The 17,726-nt window shown below is 61.8% G+C and carries 16 protein-coding genes; 8 read left to right on the forward strand and 8 right to left on the reverse strand.

All coding sequences use genetic code 11. From position 1 onward, the window contains the following. Positions 1-156 precede the first annotated feature (156 nt). Positions 157-459, forward strand: coding sequence for a hypothetical protein (locus ACV4UY_RS13810; protein ID WP_491608164.1), 303 nt, complete (start codon positions 157-159; stop codon positions 457-459). Between the two features lie 9 nt (positions 460-468). Here ACV4UY_RS13810 and ACV4UY_RS13815 read toward each other — a convergent pair whose 3' ends face one another. After that, positions 469-1,683, reverse strand: a complete 1,215-nt coding sequence (locus tag ACV4UY_RS13815) for a pyridoxal phosphate-dependent aminotransferase (RefSeq protein ID WP_491608165.1) — start codon at positions 1,681-1,683, stop codon at positions 469-471. Between the two features lie 99 nt (positions 1,684-1,782). On the opposite strand from ACV4UY_RS13815, the gene cysS reads away from it, so the two are divergent. From cysS to ACV4UY_RS13840, 5 genes are all read left to right on the forward strand, one after another. Continuing rightward, a complete protein-coding gene (gene cysS, locus ACV4UY_RS13820) occupies positions 1,783-3,249 on the forward strand; it encodes a cysteine--tRNA ligase (protein ID WP_491608166.1) in 1,467 nt (488 codons plus the stop codon). Continuing rightward, positions 3,246-4,007, forward strand: a complete 762-nt coding sequence (rlmB, locus tag ACV4UY_RS13825; protein WP_491608167.1) for a 23S rRNA (guanosine(2251)-2'-O)-methyltransferase RlmB — start codon at positions 3,246-3,248, stop codon at positions 4,005-4,007. Before cysS ends, rlmB begins: the two co-directional genes overlap by 4 nt. Positions 4,008-4,772: 765 nt before the next feature. Then, a complete protein-coding gene (locus ACV4UY_RS13830; RefSeq protein ID WP_491608168.1) occupies positions 4,773-5,471 on the forward strand; it encodes a protease inhibitor I42 family protein in 699 nt (232 codons plus the stop codon). A gap of 133 nt (positions 5,472-5,604) precedes the next feature. After that, a complete protein-coding gene (locus tag ACV4UY_RS13835) occupies positions 5,605-7,065 on the forward strand; it encodes a radical SAM protein (protein WP_491608169.1) in 1,461 nt (486 codons plus the stop codon). 18 nt (positions 7,066-7,083) lie between these two features. After that, the gene (locus tag ACV4UY_RS13840; RefSeq protein ID WP_491608170.1) at positions 7,084-7,290 is read left to right on the forward strand and encodes a hypothetical protein; all 207 of its coding nucleotides are present in this window, start codon (positions 7,084-7,086) and stop codon (positions 7,288-7,290) included. A gap of 63 nt (positions 7,291-7,353) precedes the next feature. Here the strand turns inward: ACV4UY_RS13840 and ACV4UY_RS13845 are convergent, their stop codons facing one another. The 7 genes from ACV4UY_RS13845 to ACV4UY_RS13875 all read right to left on the reverse strand — a co-directional run bounded on the left by ACV4UY_RS13845 (position 7,354) and on the right by ACV4UY_RS13875 (position 14,991). Beyond that, complete coding sequence (locus ACV4UY_RS13845) at positions 7,354-7,782, reverse strand: rubredoxin (RefSeq protein ID WP_491608171.1); 429 nt, start codon at positions 7,780-7,782, stop codon at positions 7,354-7,356. Between the two features lie 376 nt (positions 7,783-8,158). Further along, positions 8,159-11,950: a CHAT domain-containing tetratricopeptide repeat protein gene (locus ACV4UY_RS13850; protein WP_491608172.1), complete on the reverse strand. Its 3,792-nt coding sequence runs from the start codon at positions 11,948-11,950 to the stop codon at positions 8,159-8,161. A gap of 127 nt (positions 11,951-12,077) precedes the next feature. Beyond that, positions 12,078-12,464 (reverse strand): Hpt domain-containing protein, encoded by a 387-nt coding sequence (locus tag ACV4UY_RS13855; RefSeq protein WP_491608173.1) that lies wholly within the window; start codon positions 12,462-12,464, stop codon positions 12,078-12,080. 33 nt (positions 12,465-12,497) lie between these two features. Beyond that, entirely contained in the window at positions 12,498-12,698 is a 201-nt protein-coding gene (locus tag ACV4UY_RS13860; RefSeq protein WP_420906609.1) for a hypothetical protein, read from the reverse strand. A 249-nt stretch (positions 12,699-12,947) separates the two neighbouring features. Further along, entirely contained in the window at positions 12,948-13,628 is a 681-nt protein-coding gene (locus ACV4UY_RS13865; protein ID WP_491608174.1) for a PulJ/GspJ family protein, read from the reverse strand. Further along, positions 13,625-14,254 (reverse strand): type IV pilus modification PilV family protein, encoded by a 630-nt coding sequence (locus ACV4UY_RS13870; protein WP_491608175.1) that lies wholly within the window; start codon positions 14,252-14,254, stop codon positions 13,625-13,627. Before ACV4UY_RS13870 ends, ACV4UY_RS13865 begins: the two co-directional genes overlap by 4 nt. Next, the gene (locus ACV4UY_RS13875) at positions 14,251-14,991 is read right to left on the reverse strand and encodes a type IV pilin protein (protein WP_491608176.1); all 741 of its coding nucleotides are present in this window, start codon (positions 14,989-14,991) and stop codon (positions 14,251-14,253) included. The genes ACV4UY_RS13870 and ACV4UY_RS13875 overlap by 4 nt, the downstream gene beginning before the upstream one ends. A 361-nt stretch (positions 14,992-15,352) precedes the next feature. Between ACV4UY_RS13875 and ACV4UY_RS13880 the strand changes: the two genes are divergently transcribed. Together ACV4UY_RS13880 and ACV4UY_RS13885 are read left to right on the forward strand one after the other, a co-directional pair. After that, positions 15,353-17,251: a type II secretion system protein GspD gene (locus ACV4UY_RS13880; RefSeq protein ID WP_491608177.1), complete on the forward strand. Its 1,899-nt coding sequence runs from the start codon at positions 15,353-15,355 to the stop codon at positions 17,249-17,251. 5 nt (positions 17,252-17,256) lie between these two features. Continuing rightward, positions 17,257-17,709 (forward strand): hypothetical protein, encoded by a 453-nt coding sequence (locus tag ACV4UY_RS13885; RefSeq protein ID WP_491608178.1) that lies wholly within the window; start codon positions 17,257-17,259, stop codon positions 17,707-17,709. Positions 17,710-17,726: the final 17 nt, after the last annotated feature.

Raw genomic sequence — 17,726 nt, forward strand, 5'->3', positions numbered from 1 at the left:
AGGGAGGTCCATGGTACGGGGGGTGAGGGGGTTCTCCCCCCATCATGCCAGTTACGTCGTTTTTTTGCCAGACTGGTTGCGGGCGCGATGGCTGGTCACCGACGCTGTGGGTGGATCCTCTCTTGGGCGCTGGTGGAGGTGAAAAGCAAGCTCACGATGGAGGACGTTCGGGAGCATCTGGAGCGGTTGGCGCAGTTCAAGAGCTTCTTTCCCCGTTACGACGACTGTCGGACCTTCGGCGCGGTGGCGGGCATGGTGATCGGGGAGAACGTGCGCCGTTTCGCCATCCATCAGGGTTTGTTCGTCATCGAGCAGGCCGGGGAGATGCTGTGCGCATGGCCAACGAGGCCGATTTCGTGCCGCGTGCCTGGTGAACGGACCGGAAGGTCGGCGGGCGAAGGGGGTGATCAAAAAAGCCGGATGCGAGAGCATCCGGCTTTTTTGCATTCACGGGTTTGAGGCGTCCGGTCAGGCTTGCGGACGGGTCAGCTCTTCGGCCACCTTGCGGATGCGGATCATGGCCTGTTCCAGATCCTGCATCGAGGTGGCGAAGGAGATGCGGAAGTAGGGATCCAACCCGAAGGCCGAGCCGGGCACCACGGCCACGCCGACCGCTTCGAGCAGATAGGCCGAGAACTCCAGGGTGTCGTTGATCACCTTGCCGTCGGCGGTGCTCTTGCCCATCAGGCCGGCCACGTTCGGATAGACGTAGAAGGCCCCTTCCGGGGTGCGGCAGGTGATGCCGGGCATGGCGTTCAGGGCGGCCACGACGAAATCGCGCCGCTCGCGGAACGCCTTGAGCATCGGCTTGATGCACTTTTGCGGGCCGGCCAGGGCGACGGCGGCGGCCTTCTGGGCGATGGAGGTGGCGTTCGAGGTGCTTTGCGACTGCATCTTGATCATTGCCTTGATCACCTCCTTGGGTCCGACCGCATAGCCGATACGCCAGCCGGTCATGGAGTAGGCCTTGGAGACGCCGCTCAAGATCACCGTGCGGTTTTGCAGCGATGGCACGACCCCGGTGATGGTGACGAACTTGAACGGCTTGTAGACGATCTTCTCGTAGATGTCGTCGGTGATCACCCAGACATGCGGATGACGCTCGAGCACGGCGCCGATGGCCAGCAGTTCCTCGGCGGTGTAGGCCGAGCCGGTCGGGTTGGAGGGGGAGTTGATCACCAGGAAACGGCTTTTCGGGGTGATGGCCGCCTCCAGTTCCTCGGCGGTGAGCTTGAAGCCGTTCTCCTCCCGGGTGGCCACGCACACCGGCACGCCATCGGCCAAAAGCACCATGTCCGGATAGGAGACCCAGTAGGGGGCGGGGATGATCACTTCGTCACCCGGATCGATGGTCGCCTGGATCAGGTTGTAGAAGGCCTGCTTGCCCCCCACGGTGACCACCACCTGGTCCGGGGTGACGGTCATGTCGTGGTCCTTGGCGTAGCGACCGATGATGGCCTGGATCAGCTCGTCGATCCCCTCGACGGCGGTATATTTGGTGAACCCTTCGCGCAGGGCGCGGATCGCGGCTTTTTTGATGTGCGACGGGGTGTCGAAATCCGGTTCGCCGGAGCCGAGACCGAGCACATCCTTGCCTTGTGCCTGGAGCGCCTTGGCCTTGGCCGTGATCATCAGGGTGGGAGAGGGCTTTACGTTCTGGATGCGTTGCGATAAAAGAGACATGGGATTTCTTCCAGTTGGGTTGAAACAGCGGATTCTGACCAAACAACTGGCAAAAAATATCATCTATTGCAGTGCAACGTCAACAAGGCAGTGTTCATCATGGCGCTTTCCCTCTACAACTCCCTGGGTCGCAAAAAGGAACCCTTCACCCCGCGCGTGGCGGGTCGGGTGGGCATTTATGTGTGCGGCATCACCGCCTATGATTACTGTCACATCGGCCATGCCCGGGTGATGGTGTCGTTCGACGTGCTGGTGCGCCATCTGCGCGCTTCGGGGTTGAAGGTGACCCATGTGTGCAACTTCACCGACATCGACGACAAGATCATCCGCCGTGCCATCGAGGAGGGGATTGCCATCGAGGCCCTGACCACCCGTTTCATCGCCGCCTTCCACGAGGACATGTCGGCCCTCGGGGTGAATCCGGCGGATATCGAGCCCAAGGCCACCGAGCATCTGCCCGAGATGCGCGCCATGATCCAGACCCTGATCGACAAGGGGTTGGCCTACGAGAGCGGCGGGGATGTCTTTTATGCCGTGGACCGTTTCCCGGCCTATGGAAGGCTCTCCGGCAAGCATCTGGAGGATCTGGAGTCCGGCGCGCGGGTCGAGGTGGATGGCCGCAAGGCCAATCCACTGGATTTCGTGCTCTGGAAGGGGGCCAAACCCGGCGAACCCCACTGGCCCTCCCCCTGGGGGGACGGGCGACCCGGCTGGCACATCGAGTGTTCGGCCATGGGTGTGAAGTATCTGGGGGAGTCGTTCGATCTGCACGGCGGCGGGCGGGATCTGATCTTTCCCCATCACGAAAACGAGATCGCCCAGACCGAGGGGGCGACCGGCAAGCCGTGGGTGACCTGCTGGCTGCACAACGGCTTCGTCAACGTGGTGGACGATCAGGGCAACCGCGAGAAGATGTCCAAGAGTCTCGACAACTTCCGTACTATCCGCGATCTTCTGACCGCCTGGCGCGGCGAGGCGATCCGGCTGTTTCTGCTCGGCAGCCACTACCGGGCCCCCCTGGATTTTTCCCTGGAGTTGCTCGACGCGGCCCGCGCCGGACTCGACCGGCTCTATGTCGCCTTGCGCGGGGCCAAGGCGGCGCTGGGTGGGCTGCCCGAGGCAGCCCCGATCGCCTGGGAGGGCGAAACGGGGGGCGACGACCACGCGCCGCGTTTCCGCGAGGCCATGGACGACGATCTCAACACCCCGCGAGCGCTCGCCGTGCTCTATGATCTGGCCAAGGCGGTCAACCGCTCGGTCGCCGAGGTGGATGGCGGCGTCGATCCGACCCGCTTGCGTCAACAGACCGCGCTGTTGCTCGGATTGGGCACCATTCTGGGGGTGTGCGGCGAGGATCCGGAGCTGTATTTCAAGAGTCTGGCCGAGGAGTCCGATACCGCCGGAGGATTGAGCGATGCCGAGGTCGAGGCGCGCATCACCGCCCGCGCCAAGGCGCGCCTCGACCGCGACTTCCAGGCCGCGGACCGGATCCGCGCCGAGCTGGCCGAGGCCGGCATCATCCTGGAGGATGCACGCGGGCAGACCACCTGGAGACGCGAAGCGTGACTCCCGACGCCGAGGTGCTGTTCGGGTTCAATCCGGTGCTGGCGGTGTTGACCGATCCCGCCCGCCCGGTCGAGTCGCTGTGGATCGTCACCGGACCCCACGGCAACCGCATGCGCGAGGTGGAACGGTTGGCCTCCGAACGGGGGATCCGTCCCAAATTCGTCGAACGGGTCGTGGTGGATCGCCTCGCCGGCGGGGCTACCCATCAAGGGGTGGCGCTGCGGGTCGGGGCACGGGTGCAACCGACCTGGGACGACCTTCTGGCCCGTCTGGACGGGGTGACGGAACCGGTGCTCCTGCTGCTCGATGGCATCGAGGATCCGCGCAATCTCGGGGCGATCATCCGCTCCGCCGAGGCGTTCGGGGTCGAGGCGGTCATTCTGCCCCGCGATCGCAGCGCGCCCATGTCCGGGGTGGCGGTCAAGGCCTCGGCGGGGGCCGCCGAGCGGGTCGATGTGATCCGTGTCACCAATTTGGCGCGCGCCATGCGTGAACTCAAGGCGTATGGCGTGCGGGTGATCGGCCTGGATGGAGATGCCGGGACCATGTTGGCTGGCGAGAGCTGGCACGGAGCGGTGGCGCTGGTGCTGGGCGGCGAGGGGCGGGGGTTGCGACGCCTGACCCGCGAGCACTGCGATACGGTGGTGGCGATTCCGATGGTCGGCGGGGTGGGTTCGCTCAACGTCGCGACCGCCGCCGGAATCGCGCTGTATGAGGTGCGGAGACGACGGGCCAGCGAATCCGCGCGGGATGGGTGATGGTTGTTTTTTTCGGGCCGCGGCCAGGCTGGTCCCCCTGGCCGGGTCGGGCATGAAAGTCGTCGTGTTATCCGGATCGATCGCCTCGCCAGGCCGGATCGGCCCAACCGCTCCACGGGTGTGCGCCTCATCGGTCTGGCCGGACTCATCCCGGCGCCTCCCCCTCTTTGCTGCTTTAGTTTCAACTTCCCGTTCAATCCCATGATGTTGTGAGGGTCAATCCGGAAGGCGCCAGCGGAGTCGATCCGTGGAGCGTTGTCCGAAGCTTTGTGTTCGATGCGGATCGTGGAATCACGCGGTTTTCCGGCGCGGTCGTGGTGTGTCACGATCAACAACATCAAGAATATTACTGTATTTATTGAAATTGCAGAGGATCACCTGTTCCTTGGCCCAATTCTGACGCGATCCACAGCTGTGGACCAGGACAAACAACCAGGATAAGGGGGTCTGACACGGCCATGAAGGGTGTGGAGAAAAAATATTTAAAAGGATATATTAACTTGACGAATCGATTTTACTGTGCAAGCATCCATGAAAGTGGATCTTGTGTGGGGTTTCAAAACGAATTGGCGCCTATCAACAAAAAAATGACATCATCGGTTGTTCTCGGGTTGCGCATCCGACCGGACGCGGAAACGTGATCCGCCCTCTGGGAAACCAGACCAACAACCAACCCTCCCAAAGATTCCACGGCGGATGCTCCACCGATCCGAAACGAATAAGTTTTGTCACTTCAACACACTTACTCAACAATAGGGGATCGATATGGGAAATGAAATTCAGTTGCCGATGCGCACGCATGTGGGTGGCTCCGGCGAAGTGAAGCTGATTTGCACGAGCGGAACCGGTTACTCCTGGGTGTTGACCTCGATGCCGGCCTGCGTGGGGCTGATGGATGTGAGTTGCGCTCCGGTGGGTCTGCCCCTGCCCGGCGCGATGCTCGTCGAAACCTTCACGTTCATCGGTCTCAAGACCGGTGACGGCATGTTGGAATTCAAACTGATCCGTCCCTGGCAGCCCAACGCCTCGATGGATGTCCGCAAGGTCAAGGTGTTCGTCGAGCCGGGCATCCAACTCTCCGCCGACCTCGAGGAGAGCATCGGCAAGGGGCAGTTCCTGCCGCCGCTCACCCACACCACGGTGATGGATCCGATGCCGGCCTATGGCTATCCGGTCCCGACGACCGATGCCCAGGTCCGTCCGCTCTACGCCTATCCGATGGATGGAACCCAGTACCCGCCGCTTCTGAAATACGGCTATCCGCCGCTCTTGAAATACGGCTACCCGGTCCCGACGGAGGTGAGCCTCGAGAAAGTCGCCAACCCCGGCACGCCCACCATGATGCAAAGCCATCAACAGTGCACGGTCAAGTACGGCACCCCCTGGGGTGAGGCCAGTCAGATCGGCCATTGCACCATGTTGTATGCCGTGCCGCTCGGTGATAAGGACAAGCAGACCAGCTGACCGGCTTGATGAGGAATCCTCAGCCGTGACGTGCGCGGTCCGGTCGAACGCACGGCTGAGTCAATCCCAAAGTCCCCATCGTACCCCAACCCGAAGCCCCACCACCGTATCAACCCCCAGCCAGGAGTCATGCATGGCCAACTCTTTCGAGGAGCATCCCATTACCGGCGTGTGGGAAATCACCATGGGCTGCAATATGCGTTGCCGGCATTGCGGTTCCGGATGCGAATCCCCGCTACCCGATGAACTCACCACCGAGCAGGCGCTCAAACTGGCCGACGACATCGGTCAACTCGGCATGCGCTGGATCACCCTGTCCGGGGGCGAACCGCTGATGCGCAAGGATTGGTGGCAGATCGCCCAGAGGTTGCGGAAAGCGGGCGTGGTACCCAACATCATCACCAACGGTTGGTATCTGACCCCGGCCATGATCGACAAGGCCATCGAAAGCGGGGTCGGGGTGTTGGCGGTGAGTCTGGACGGTCTGGAAGCCTATCACGACCACATGCGCCAGCCGGGATCGTTCCGGAAGGTGGTGGAAGGGCTGCGGCTGATGAAGGAAAAAGGACAACGCTCCGGCGTCATCACCACGGTCAGCCGGGCCAACCGGGCCGATCTGCCCGGTCTCAAGAGCCTGCTCACCGAACTGGATCTGGAAAGCTGGCAGTTGCAGATCGGTCTGCCGATGGGCAACTTCCAGGCCGCTCCCGAGTTGATGCTGGATCCGGAAAGCGTGGATGAGGTCATCGATTTTTGTCACGACACCACCCTGGAAGGGGGAATCCGGGTGTTTCCCGCCGATTGCGTGGGGTACTACCATCTCAAGGAGTTGGAAACCCGGCGCATCGTCTACCGCACCGAAGCCTTTCCGATCTGGGATGGCTGCAATGCCGGACGTCGCAGTCTGGGGATCCTGCACAACGGGGACATCCTGGGGTGTACCTCGATTCGCGACCGTCATTTCATCGAGGGAAACATCCTGCAACGACCGTTGGCGGAAATTTGGCGCGACGACCAGGCGTTCAAGTGGAATCGTCATGTGGCCAAGCATCACCTGGAAGGCAACTGCCGGATCTGCCAGTACGGCGATCAGTGCCTGGGAGGGTGTCCCAACACCCGACTGACCGTCGAGGGACGACTGCACGCTGGAAACGCCTACTGCTCCTACAGTTTGCGGTTGACCCGAACCCGCAAGCGGCTCATGGAGTCCACCCAGGTTCCGGAACTGCTCGACGTGGGGATGGGATTCGTGCGACAGGGGGCCTATCAGGTGGGCGCCATGACCCTGGATCGGGCGCTGGAACTCGAAGCCGATCACCTGGAGGCGTGGCGGTATCTGGGATTTGCCCACTTCATGCTCAACAACCTGCCGGAGTGCGAAGCGGCCAATCGTCGGGCGTTGGGCCTGCAACCCGGCGACCCCTACGCCAGCAAGGGGTTGGGATTGGCGCTGCATCGACAGGGACGCAGCCAGGAGGGGATCGAACTGTTGCGCAAGGTTCTGGCCGAGCTTCCCGCCGAGGCCCACGAGGCGCGTCGGGATCTGGAGCATGACCTGACCGTCGTGTTGCACGAAAGCCGTCAGGCCGCCTGATCACGTCGGTTTCAGGCGGTGCGGGCGCGTCGGTTTCAGGCGGTGCGGGCGCGTCGGTTTCAGGCGGTGCGGGTGCGTCGGTTTCAGGCGGTGCGGGTGCGTCGTGCGCGCGGCGCTTCAGACGCCGTGGGTGTCGCGTCGGCCAGTCTGATCCGCGACACGGAGCCGGCATCAGTCGTCTCCCATGAGCCCGGACCGATGCGCCCAGCCGTCACGGAAGGGTAGGGGATGGGCTTCCCTTTCCCTACCCCCGTTTCCAAGAGTGCCGAGGCGTGATCGTGAATGCGATCAATCCCGGTCGAGCACGAACCGCGCCTTGTTTCCGTCGCACTCCGGACACTCCCACCCATCCGGCAGATCCTGAAAATTGGTCGAGGCCGGAATTTTCATCCTCGGCAGCCCGATCCGTTCATCGAACAGGAAATTGCACACCGGACAGCGCCATTTGCGCATGCCGGGCTGCTTTTTCATCGCCTTGCGCACCTGATCGACGATCTGATTGCGCAACGCGGTGTACTGGTGCGGCGCGGCGGCCTCGATCTCCTTGAGACAGGCCTTGTAGTCGATGGTCAGTCGCTGCGACTCCTGGATGATCGCGTCGGCTTCCGGGGAGTGGCGCTTGCTGGCCAGAAGCGCGGCGGCGCGTGGCGTGGCCAGGGAGGATTGCAGCCCGAGTTCGATGGCGCGGGCAACGAGGGGTTCGAGAGTTGGGGTCATGGTGACGGCAGCTCACGGTGGATGGGCGAGGGGTTTCCGTTTCTGGTATGATGCCTGGGATCGTGACGCATGGGTGCGACCAGCCTGGTGCGCGCGTCGTGAATCGCCAGTTGAAATGAGGTTGTAGCAAAAGACGGGCCATGGCATGAGCCATGTTGGCCGGCATGCCCGAAGGCAGGGGCTGGGAGGGTGCGGGGAGGCCTCCTTTCCGGTCGCGCGGGAGATCGCTGAAAAATGCCGTCTCCTTGATCAGGGGTTCCAGGTGTCGCAAACCGGAGAGAATCGCCAGTTTCTCCAGGGCGTCGGCCCTGGCATCAAGAGGGTTTGCGGCAGGCCGTGGAACAGATCTTTCAGGGTGGTGTCGTGGCGCATCCGTTCATTCGCCGATCATCATGAAGGCGGCCCAGATGTAGGGATGGCGCCATTCGTTGGATTCGAGCAGGTCCAGTTGCGACTCCCGCAGGGCGCGGTGGGCGTTCATCCCCTCGCCGAGTCGGGCGTAGAGGCTGGTCATGAGCGCCTGGGTCCCGGCGTCGTTGACCTCCCAGAGCGAGGAGATGACCGATTTGACCCCCGCCTCCTGGAAGGCGCGGCGCAGACCATACACCCCCTCGCCTTCGTGCAGCTCGCCCAGTCCGGTCTCGCAGGCGGAGAGCACCGCCAGTCGGGTGCCGGTCAGGTCGAGGTTGAGCACCTCGAGCGCGGTGAGCACGCCGTCGTTGTCGGTATCCATCTCTCCCAGGAATTTGGCGTTGGCGTTGATGCCCGCGAAGGCGAGTCCGGCGCGCAGCAGCGGGTTGTCCCCTGGCGGGGGCAGGTGCTGTTCGCCGCCGCGGACCAGTTTCAGGAGTCGTTTGCGCAGATTCTCGTCCGGCTTCAAGAAAAAGCCGTGGGTGGCGATGTGCAGAATCTCCGGGGCGTTCTGCAAGGTGAGGAGGGTGGCCTCCTGGGCTTCGCGTCTGACCAGGAAGGCGTTGCTCTTTTTCTTTTCCGTGGCCAGCGCGGCGATCAGGCGCCCCTCTTTCTCGGCGCCTGGCAGGGTGTCGAAGCGCAGACCACGCATGCCCGAGGCCAGGGCGCGCAGGTTTTGTTTCATGTCGCTGGAGCGCTTGCCGCTCCCCTCCTCGAGGGCGGCCTTGGCGTGCGCGCCACCCAGGGTGTCCGCGTCGTAGTCGGGTCCGGCCAGGATCAGATAGTTTCCCTTGGCTTCGGGCAGGTTGACAGGCACCAGATCGCGGCTCGAAGAGAGCAGGTGCAAATCCGTGCCGCGCGCCAGATAATCGCCCTCCGCATCCACCATGGCCGGAAACGGCAGGATGTTGAGCAGACCATCCGGGACCACATGGACCAGTTCGCGCTTGCCGATCCGCTGGCGGATCGGCGCCCAGATGCGATCGTGGGCCTGACGTCCGACCTTCTTGACCGACTCTTCGTCCCCATCCTCGTCCTGGATGGCGGCGCGGTAGTCGATGATCAGCTTTTGAATCGCCTCGGGATCCGGGTAGACCACCAGATCGAAGAGCGGTCTGCCCTGCTCCTTGCGCAGGATGGCGGCCAGCAGACCGGAGCGGTCCTCATCCTTGTAGAAGAAGAATTCGGCCAGGGCCGATTTTTCCGGCAGATGTTTGATCAGATCGTCGATGGTCACCGGCACCACCCCTTTCTGGAACCGCTTGCTGGCCTGGCCGAGTTCCAGTTGCAACCGTTCCACCTCGGTTTCCAGGCCGTGGATCACCTTGAGATGGGTGCCGGTGGTCTCCGGGGTGGGTCCGGAGAGGGTGAGGGAGGCAAGCTGCTTGCGGGTTTCGGTGAGCTTGTCGCTGGTCGCCTTGAGTTTGGGGTTGTTGCCCAGCCGGACGATCTGGCGGATCTCCGAGGTGGTCTTGAGCAGCTGACCCTTGCGCCGCAGACCGACTTCGAGGGCTTCGCGTCCGGCGATGGCCGGATCCATGCCGGCCAGCAGGGCCAGATGGGTGTTGAGTTCCGGGGCGTAGAGACGGATATACCCCTCGCGGGCGTTGTCGGAGGTGGCCCAGAGCATGCGGTCCAGGAAGTCGGAACGGCGGGTGAACAGCTCCTTGCGCAGTTTGAAGGCATCCGGATGCTTGCCCTTTTCCAGAATCCGCGCCAGGGTTTCGATGGTCTCGAACACGTAAGGGTGCAGCGGTCCCAGGGCCTGCTCGGCCAGGGCGCGGGCCTGACGGGCCAGCTCCTCGGCCTCCTTGGCGCGGCCCATGTCGAGCAGCAGACGGGCCAGATCGTTCATCGAGCGGATCACGTCCGGATGACGTTCGCCGAGTCCCTTTTTGCGCAGTTCGAGGGCGCGGGTGAACCGTTTGTGCGCCTCGGCGTGTTCGCCCAGCTGGTGCAGCACCCGCGCGGAGTTGTTGAGCGCCTTGAGGGTGCGTGGATGTTGTTCGCCCAGTGTGGCGCTCCAGGTGTCGAGCGCCGAGTCGAACAGCGGTTTGGCCTTGGCGTAATCGCGTTTCAGCAGATGCAGATAGGCCAGATTGTTCACCACGGCCTGGGTATCGACATGCCGCTCGCCGAACCGTTTGCGGTAGGCGTCGAGGGCATTGAGATACAGAGGTTCGGCCTTGTCGAAGTTGCCCTGGCTCTCGTGCAGCAAGGCGAGATTGTTCATGGTGGTCAGGGTGAGGGGACGATCCGGACCCCATTTGCTCTGGGTCTTTTCCAGCGCCTGACGCAGCAGGGGTTCGGCGTCGTCGTAGAGTCCTGCCGCCTCGAGCAGCTGACCCAGATTGTTCAGGGTGATCAGGGTGGTGGGATGATCCTCTCCCAGGGTTGTGATCATCCGTTCCAGGGTCTTTTTCAGCCCGATCTCCGCCTCCGGATAACGGCCCATTTTTTCGAGGATCGCGGCCAGCTCCACGTTCATGGAGAGGGTGGCGGGATGGTCGTGGCCCAGCCCGGTTGCGAGCTGCTTGACCAGTTTGCGCGCCAGGGTCTCGGCGACGGGCAGCTCCCCCTGGTCGGCCAGCAGATGCAGCCGGGCGGACAGCGCCTCGATGGCCAGGGGATCGTTCACCTGGATCGGTTCCTTGGGAAGAACCGGTTTCAACAGCTCGTCGGCCCGCTTGAGATCCCCCAGCCGACGGTTGGCCTCGGCGGCGGCGATCCGTGCCGGTGGCAGGGTCGGATCATCTCCGGCCATCACCCCCTCCAGGATTTCCAGCGCCTGTTCGAGGGCCTCGCGCCCATCGGCGAAGGACTCACGGGCCAGGTTGACCCGCGCGAAACCCTCCAGACAGCGGGCGGTCTCCGGATGGTGATAACCGTGCAGGGCCATCGACCGGGGACAGCTTTCCCGCAACAGGACAGCGGCCTCCTCATGCCGTCCCAGCTCCCGGAGCACCCCGGCCATGGCCAGCTCCGTGTCGATGGCCAGCGGATGGTCGAGGCCGATCCGGGCCTTCCAGGCGGCGCGCGCGGCCTGATGGATCTTGAGGGCGTCCGCGGGTTTTCCCTGGCTTTCGAGCAGATCCGCCAGCGCCCTGTCGCAGGCGAGACTCTCCGGGTGTTCGGCTCCCAGAGCCTCGCGGGCGTGGGTCGCGGCCTGGCGCAGCAGCGGTTCGGCCTCGCCGGGCTTGCCGGCCAGGGCCAACAGGGTTCCCAGCTCCCGTTCGCTCATGAAGGTGGCCGAGTGCCTGGCCCCCAGATTCTCGCGCGCCAGATCCAACGCCTGCCTGGCCATGCGCACCGCCTGGGGGAGATCCCCCTTTTCGGCAAGCGACTGTGCGCTTTCGCGGCTCTTGGCCCACGCCTTGGCGGCACCGGACTTCTCCTTGGGGATGCTGCCGGCCTTCTCCAGCGCCTCATCCACCCAGGCGGGCATGGCGTTGACCAGTTGCGAGATGATTTCGTTGGCCTGACCGGCGTTTTTGGCCTCCCTGGCGCGGGCGGCCTGGGAGGCGGCCTGTCGCAGGTGCGAGAGCGCCTCGTTGGCGTTGCCCGCCTCGAGCAGCTGCTTGCCGGTGGCCAGCAGCGCCTCGGCCTTGGCATCGACTGGAGTGGCGGGAGCCGTCAGGAGGGGCTGCGCGGTCAGGTCGGGCGTGACGAGCGTGAGCAGGCCGCACAGCGTGGAGAGGGTCAGAAAGGTCCGAAAGAACCGGATCCGGGCAGGCAATGTTCCGTGAGATGGGGACATGGCGCGTCTCCTTGACGGGGATTGCACGGGAAGCGTGGTCAAAAGAATGAGGCATGGTAATCGATTTTGCGCCCCATTTCATTCTAATCCGCGTGGTGGTGTGGATTTTTTGGTCTGGTGGGGATCGTCAGGGGAGAAACGCGGGGGGATCGCCCGCATAGAGCGCGATCGTGCGGGTCATGATCTCCCGGACCTGGACGGAGAGATCGTCCAGGGCGTGCAACAGGGCGGGTTCCGGGAGGATCCCGGCCTTGCCGCGCTCTTCCAGATGGGCGCACAAGGCGGCCATCCGTTCCGCGCCCAGGGTGGCCGCGGCTCCCTTGAGCCGGTGGGCCTCGATGTAGAAGTGAACCGTGTCCCCCATGGCGTGGGAGTGGGCCAGCAGACGCAGCCTTTCAGGCAGAATTTCGAGGAATTTCTCGACGATATCCCGCACCTGCCCGCCAACCTCGTCATGCAGCAGACGCAGCTTGAGTCCGTTGTCGAGCAGGGGTGTATTCTCAAAGTCATGCATGGTGTCGTATGGGGCCCTGGTGGGTGTGATGGATCACCCTTTCTTGCCGACATACCAGACCGCGAAGGTCTCCATGGCGCCGCGCAGGGTCTTGGCGGCCTCGCTGTCGAGGAGGTTCTGGCTCCGGGCCGGATCGAGATTGAAATCGGTGGTCAGATCCTCGGCGAAGCGGAGCAGGGTATCCCGGATCAGGTCGCGGGAGTCGTTGAGGATTTCATCGACACGGCAGGTCATGGCGGATTCCTTGGTTGGGTGAGACGATTTGGGATTCGGATTGACCGGATCGTTTGAGTTTATCGTGACCGGAGGCGGGAAAGCCACAAAAATTTGTGATTCGTGCATCAACGATCGTCTGGCCGGGTCGGCGGAGCGCGGTGGGGTGACATGGGAAGAGAACCCCCTAACCCCCTGACCGTGGACCTCCCTGGCGTGAGTTTCACGGTATGATCAATCAGGGGCGCACGCTTGAAGGGGCCTCTGCAATCACGGATCCACGCCCAGCGACAGGGTGGTCCAGAACCCGGTTTGATAGCTCCAGCGCGGGACGGTGGTCGCATGGATCGGCAGGGCGCCCGGAACCACGAGATTGAATTGGATCTCGGTGGTTTTGTTGTTCACGGTTCGGCTGTTGTCGGTGGTGAGCCCGGCCACGTAGCCGGTGACGCGGATCGTTTCCAACGTGGCGGTGCAGGCGGCCAGGGGGTTCCCCGCGCTCTGACAGGGGATGTCGAGGGGAGGCCATTCGCCGGATGCGAGCTTTGGCCCCGCTTCGGGTCCCAGGTGCAACCGATAGTCGGTCACCCGCAAGGCGTTGTCGCTGGCCGGATCGACCGAGCGTCCCCAATAGCCGGGTATGCGGGTGTCGTCCGAGGCGATTCCACCCTCGCTGAGCAGTTGAAAGAGGTTGCGGCTCTCCTGATTGAGCGCCATGAGATTGCCGGACTCCTGGGCGATGCTCAGGATCATGCCCAACAGCTGCCAGAGCACCAGGCTGATGATCAGCGAGAGCGCGCTGCCGATCATCAGCTCCAGCAGCGTGAATCCGGCCTGATGCCGTCGGTCTCGACGCATGCCGAAGGTGCGCGCGCGGTTCGGCCAGCCGGGGTGCTGGTTTGCCTCCGGAAGCGGATTCGGATCGTTCTTGAGTCGATGCGGTGTCGTCATCGGCGCCCCACGATGGTGCGAAGGGTCAGGGTGGAGATCGGTCCACCCCAGGGTTGCGAGGTCTGGGAGTCGCTTTCTGGAAAGAGATAGGGGTAATCGAGATAAAGGGTGAGCTTGCGACACCAGCCACCACCCGCATCCCCCGTGTAACAGGGCTGCGTGGTCAAGGGCTCCTCGGTCCAGCTCAGTTCGCCGGTGATGCGTCGTTCGGGGTCCAGCAGAATCACGTTGCGGGCGGTCGGATCCAAACCCGCGGGTTGATGCAGGAGTATCTTGCCCTGCTGATCCAGCGCGGTGGTTGAATAGACGATCAGGTTGTTGGGCGCGGTCTGCAGAATCTGGTGATCCGCTTGCGGGTCGAGGTGGGTGGCAGGGTAGCCACTGGTTTTCCAGGTGGTGAAGTTCACCTGATGGCGATTGAGGGCCGAGATTCGTTCCATCTGGCCATGCAGGGCGAAGATGGCTTTCTGGCGCAACTGGAGGGCGAGGAATTCGCGTGCGAGCAGATCCCAGATGCCGACCATGCCGATCATCAACAGTCCGATCATGATCACCACCAGCAGAACCTCGATCAGGGTGAATCCCTGATGGCCCGGGGGTTTCGAATGTGGCGTCGAGGCGTTCACAGCAGGGTATCGGAGAGGCTGATGCCGTTGAGCCAGTCGAGCTGGATCTCCCGACCGGAGCGTGGGGCGGTTTCCAGACCATTGACGGGTGGCGGGTAACGCAGGACCACCACCCGGCCTTCGCCGCCGATGGTGTTCGGATCGGCGGAGACCCACCCGGTGGCGGTGGATTTATCGGTGGCGGTGGTGCAGGTGGCGCCGCCCAAGGCATGCACCGCGACCTGATCCTGGGCCGATTGTCCGCCCGAGTAGTTGGTATCGCGCAGGACGGCCCACACCTCATATTGGACCGTATCGGTGGTGGTGGTGATGAGACCGTCGGCAGGCAGACGGACCATGAAGCAGAAGTTCCCGGCCAGGGAGAGATCGACCCCCAAGCCGTCCTGGAGGGTTTGTTCGTTGTCGGAATTGAGCAGGGTTCGGGTGCGTCGCAGCTGGATCTGCTCCTTGGCGGAGATGGCCATGAGATAGGGTTTGGCCTCTTCCGCCGCGACCGCGACCGCGTGTTCACGCAGCGAAACCGACGCGAGGTTGACCAGGATCCCCAGAATCACGATCACGACCAGGATTTCGATCAGGGTGAAGCCGAAATTCTGATTATAATGATTTGTTTTAATTGGACTTGTCAATCTTGACACCCATTCCGGAAAGCACGGCATAATGAATGGCATGAACAGACAGAATAGGTTCTTGGTGTATCCTTTGCTGTCATGAGAACGTCGTTTCGACAGAAGCATCAATAAACAATCTTGATAATTGACAGCGCACGAAAATCTAATCTTACAGAATTCATTTTCCTTGTCAATATATTTATAATTGTGTATCCTGTATGAAATGTTATATATGAGTTATAAAGTGTCGTATCGCAAGAATGAATGATCAAACGGTTGTGCTTTTAAATCAATGGCTTCATAAAATCCAAAGGTTCTATTTTTCGGTTGTAACTCGCATGCTGGGGGGAGAACCCCCTCACCCCCACCGTGGACCTCCCTGACGGGAGTTCCACGGTAATTTATGAGGAAGCAGGCCGTGGCGATGCATATCAAAAATCAGAGGGTAAGCACAAAAGGCAAAACAGGCAGAGGAATCCAGAATGTCGTGTTGGCCTGGATCCTCGGCTGCCTGTTCGTGACTCCACCACTCTTCGCGGATGGGATTCCCTGGGACCAGGACAAGCGCGAAACCATCGGGTCGTGGGACTTCTACAAGCCGATTCCCGTGGTCGCGTTGTTGAAACTCATTTTTCAACCCATGAAGATCATGGTGGTCGTGAATGGCAAAATCGAGGACGAGATCCCTTCGACGCAGCAGTACATCCGCCATTCGCCCAGGGAGACGTTCAAGGAGCTTTGCGCGGAGTACAGCCTCGATCACATATACTCCAAAGAGGCGAAAACGATCACATTCTCTCGGAAAGACAACAAATTGTTCGTCAAGGATGTGTTCTATCCCCTGCATGCGAATACCCATTTTCTGTTTGGCGAAGCGAGCAATCTGCACGATGGAGCGGCGCGTGGCGCCCGCGACAAACTTCTGAGCGTGCGTGGGGTCAAGTTGGAGATCAAGGGCAAGGGGATTGTCCTGAGCGGCGATCCCGGCAAGGTGAACGAGGTGCGTGCGTTGTTGAAATCGATCGACGAGGGCATCCATGCCGAGAGCCTGCGCGCCCAAGCGGACAACGATCTGAAAATGCGCATCGAGGAGGACAAGGAGTTCCGGGGACGGATCGAAACCCGCATCATCCCCTTGCGGCACGTCTCGGTCGGTCCGTCGGATGTCACCTTTCAAGGCAAACGGTATCAAACCCCTGGCATCATCGACACGCTCAAGCATCTCTTTTCCGGAGAAGACGTGCGGGTGGTCACCCGTGAAGAGGAGAAGGAGGTCGAAAAGAAGGGACAAAAAGAGGTCAAGGAGTTGATGGAGGGGAAGATTGGCGGGGTCGATCCGACCAGGCGACACGTCACCATCGCGACGGTCATGCCGGATGTGCTCAACAACCAGTTGATCATCCGCGGCACGTCCAAGCAGCTCGATGAGATCAGTGCCATGGTGTTGTTCCTGGACAAGTCTCCGGATCTGGTCGAGGTCGAGGTGATCATCGTGCAGGGGGAGGATCAGCTCTCACGAGAGCTTGGCATTCGCTGGGGCGGGGTCGGATATCTCGGCGGCAACTCCCAAATGTTGCCCACTGGCATCGTTGGGCCGGCCAGCAAGCTCTCGTCCACCGCCACCAACAGCGGCAGTTTTTCCCTGTTGGGCAGTCCGTTCCCGAAGGAGGTCAGCACCGCCGGATTCCTCTATCAGGGAACCCGTTCGCTCCTGGACGCGACGTTGCAGGCCATGGAGAACGCCAATCAACTCGAAACCATCGCCGCACCGCGCGTGATCACCCTGAACAACAACCAGGCGCGCATCACCAATGCCAACAATTACCACTTCGTGGTCACCAATACCGAGAAGATCAATTCTGCGTTGCATGTGGTCAACACCGGCGTGCAACTGCTGATCACGCCGGCAGTCGTCCGTCCGGATCCGGCCAAGAAAGTGTCGGGCAAGGAGGAAGGCAAAAACATGGTGCGTCTGGTTTTGAATGCCCGCAACAGCATTCCCACCGGTCAGACCGGGGATACCATCAGCACCAATGAACAGGAGATCAATACCACGGTCCTCGTCCCCGAGATGTCCACCTTCGTGCTGGGCGGGCTGTTCAACAATCGGCGCGAGGAGATCACCAACGCCATACCTTTGCTCGGGGATGTGCCGCTTCTGGGCCATTTGTTCAAGTACAAGAAATCGGATGATCGCAAGCTTGAAACCGTGTTCCTGATCACGCCGCGCATCGTCAGTCCCGGTCAACTGTTGCCCGGCAACCATGATGTCACGCGCGATTATGTGGGGGCCAGAAACGACGAGCTGGAAAAGAAACGCCTGGAGGTTCGCAAGGAGTCGCAACTGCTACCGAAACCCACCACCACTTTCCTTGAGGAGGAGTGAGGGGCATGTGGGACGGAACTCTGTCATACATCGCGCGCGCGGGCATGCTCGGCATGGTCCTGTGGATCATCGTCGATCCGATTCTGCATGGTTTGACCCAGAAACGGGAGAGAGAAGGGGCGGAAGCCGTTTCAAAAACGTTGTACTCAAAACTGGAAGAAAAAAAGAGGGAGAGCAATCGCGATCTGAGCGGGGATATCTCACCTCTGCTCAAGGAGATCGGTGTGGATGTTGGCAACCAACAGGATTCTCGGCGCTATTTCGATTATCAAGTGTTCACCGATGAGAATGGGATGGGTGTCAGGGCGGTTCCACGGTTGGTCAAACTCAAGGAGATATCCATGGTGCCAGGGATCTATGTCGTGCAAAAGGTCAAGGGTGATTTGCGCGGAAACTGGTACCCGAAAGGGGTGAAGCACCAAAGCCTGCTTGGGCTGCTCGGCTCGGAATTCCGATGAGGAAACGATGAGGATAA

The organism is Candidatus Magnetaquiglobus sp. (assembly GCF_058402785.1).